Below are 2659 nucleotides of genomic sequence, written 5' to 3'. Positions count from 1 at the left end.
GCGCGCCGCGATGGCGGACAGCGTCAGCGCCGGGTAGCCCGTCTCGAGGATGAGCTCGCGGGTGGCGGTGATGATCGCGGCGTCGATCCGGCCGTCGCGCGGCCGCCCGGGCGCGGACTTCGCCGATCCGCCGCGCGCGGTGTCGCCGTCTGCTGTCATGGTCTCACCCTAGTTCCGATACGCCGCACATCGTATTCCCGCCGCCGACGCGAGACCGCGAGACGCCGCCACCCAGCACCCCAGGGAGAGCCCCGTGCACCTGAGCCCGCTCGACGAGTTCCCCATCCACCAGACGCCCGCGCCCCTGACGTGGCCGGCCACCTCGGACCGCAACTTCTACGACCGCTCCTACTTCAACGTGCTGGACCGCGAGGGCCGCTTCATGGTGCTCACCGGGATCGGCTACTACCCGCGCCTGGGTGTGAAGGACGCGTACTTCGTGGTCCGCCGCGGCGACACGCAGACCGCGGTGCGGATGAGCGACGCCATCGACGACGACCGCCTCAACCCCCACGTCGGCGGGTACCGGCTGGAGGTGATCGAGCCGTTGCGGGAGATCCGGCTGACCCTCGAGCGAACGGAGGGCATCGCCGCGGACCTGACGTGGCGCGGCCTGTTCCCCGCCGCGCTGGAGGACCCGCACTCCATGCTCACCGACCGGCGGGTGACGCTCCAGGCCAGCCGGTTCGCGCAGGTCGGCTCGTGGGAGGGGTGGATCGAGGTCGACGACGACAAGATGGAGGTCACCCACTCCTCGTCGGTCGCCGCCCGGGACCGCTCGTGGGGTATCCGCCCGGTGGGCGAGGCCGAACCGGCCGGCAGGCCCGACACGGCGTTCCGGGGCATGTGGTGGCTGTATCTCCCGCTGGCGTTCGACGATTTCCAACTGTTCCTCATCCTGCAGGAGGACCCGGACGGCCACCGCAGCCTCTACGACTGCACCCGCCGCTGGGCCGACGGCCGGGTCGAGCAACTCGACGGCGTGCGCGTGGCGGTCGAGTACACGCCCGGCACCCGGATCCCGACGGGCGTGCGGGTGGAGTTCATGAACCGCGCGGGCGAGCAGATCCGGCTCGAGGTGGAGTCCCGGCTGTACGCCCCGATCGCGTTCGGCTCCGGCTACGGCGGCGACTCCACGTGGGCCCACGGCAGCTGGAAGGGCGAGAACTTCACCGACCGCGTGACCTTCGATCTGACGGACCCGCAAGTCATGGCCGGGGCGGCGTTCAGCCTCATCGACCACGTGGGCCACGCCGTGTGCACCGAGGCCGACGGCACCCGACGCGAGGGCGCGGGTCTGTTCGAGCACGGGGTGATCGGCCCGCATCACCCCTCGGGGTTCTCGGACTGGACCGACGGCGCGGACGCTGGGGCGCGCGCATGAAGGTCATGACCGCCCTGTTCAGCCCGACCGACGCGGTCCGGCGCGCCGAGGAGCTCAGGGAGGCGGGCGCGTCCGGGGTGTTCACCTTCGAGGGCCCGCACGACGTGTTCACCCCGCTCGTGTTGGCCTCGCAGGTCGGCGGCCTGGACCTGATGTCCAACGTGGCGATCGCCTTTCCCCGCAACCCCATCCAGCTCGCGCACCAGGCGCACGACCTGCAGACGCTCAGCGAGGGACGGTTCGTCCTGGGCCTGGGCACGCAGATCCGGGCGCAGATCGAGAAGCGCTACGGCACCGAATTCGACCTGCCCGTCGAGCGGATGAAGGACCTCGTGGGCGCCCTGCGGGCGATCTTCCATACATGGGCCACGGGCGAGCGACTGGACTTCCGCGGCGAGTTCTACCGCCACACCCTCATGACCCCCACGTTCGTGCCGCCGCCCACCCCGTACGGCCCGCCGCCCATCTACCTCGGTGCGCTCGGCCCGCGACTGACGCGCGCGGCCGCCGAGGCCGCCGACGGGCTGCTCGTGATGCCGTTCGGCACCACCCGGTTCCTCCACGAGCACACGATGCCAAGGGTTCGGGCGGGCCTGGCGGCCGCCGGGCGGAGCGAGGAGGAGTTCGAGGTGGTGCCCGAGGTGATCGTGTCCGTGACGGACGACAGGAGCGACGACGACGACCACATGTCCACCCGCCGCCTGTTGGCGTTCTACGGCTCGACGCCCGCCTACAAACCGGTGTTGGACGCCCACGGCTGGGGCGATCTGCAGCCCGAGCTGAACGCCATGAGCAAGCAGGGGCGGTGGCAGGAGATGACCTCGCTCATCAGCGACGAGATCCTGCACACGATCGCCGCGTGCGGTTCCCCGGCCGAGGTCGCCGCCCACGTCCGCGACCGCGTGAACGGCGTCGGCGACCGCGTGTGCCTGTACCAGACCGGGCCGATCGCCACCGATGCGCTCGCGCAGATCGTCGACGAGTTGGCGGGCCGGCCATGAACACCGTCGAGTTCGAGCAGGTCACCGACGACAGCTACGGCGGTAAAGCCGCAGGTCTGGCCGAGCTCATCCGACTGGGCCTGGACGTACCGCCGGGGTTCGTCATCGCCGACGCGGGGGGCGACCTCGTCGTCGTCGACACTCCGTCCGACACCACCGTCCCAGCCCACACCACCGTCCCAGCCGACACCGCCGCCCGGTGGTACCGGCGTATGGCCGACGCGGGCGCGACCCTCGTCGCGGTGCGGTCCTCGGCGGCCGGGGAGGACGGCGC

2 protein-coding genes and 2 pseudogenes are annotated in these 2659 nt (G+C 71.5%); 3 read left to right on the top strand and 1 reads right to left on the bottom strand.

Translation table 11 applies throughout. The annotated features are described in order from the left end of the window. A pseudogene (locus G6023_RS12010) lies at nt 1–159 on the bottom strand (TetR family transcriptional regulator); the annotation flags it as partial. Between the two features lie 94 nt (nt 160–253). Between G6023_RS12010 and G6023_RS12005 the strand changes: the two are divergent. From G6023_RS12005 to G6023_RS11995, 3 genes and pseudogenes are all read left to right on the top strand, one after another. Further along, nucleotides 254–1384, top strand: a complete 1131-nt coding sequence (locus G6023_RS12005; protein ID WP_182635666.1) for an Rv3169 family protein — start codon at nt 254–256, stop codon at nt 1382–1384. After that, nucleotides 1381–2385: a TIGR03617 family F420-dependent LLM class oxidoreductase gene (locus G6023_RS12000; protein WP_182635664.1), complete on the top strand. Its 1005-nt coding sequence runs from the start codon at nt 1381–1383 to the stop codon at nt 2383–2385. Before G6023_RS12005 ends, G6023_RS12000 begins: the two co-directional genes overlap by 4 nt. Further along, nucleotides 2382–2659, top strand: a pseudogene (locus G6023_RS11995) (hypothetical protein); the annotation flags it as partial. The gene G6023_RS12000 and the pseudogene G6023_RS11995, both read left to right, overlap by 4 nt.

The sequence above is a fragment of the Dietzia sp. DQ11-71 genome (genome assembly GCF_014144995.1).
Classification (GTDB): Bacteria; Actinomycetota; Actinomycetes; order Mycobacteriales; family Mycobacteriaceae; genus Dietzia; species Dietzia kunjamensis.
The sequence above is the reverse complement of the archived record's forward strand: the minus strand, read 5'-3'. Positions and strand labels throughout refer to the sequence as shown.

Coding starts and splice junctions, on each gene's coding strand:
- G6023_RS12000 (WP_182635664.1), top strand. CDS start 1,381: ATGAAGGTCATGACCGCCCTGTTCAGCCCGACCGACGCGGTCCGGCGC.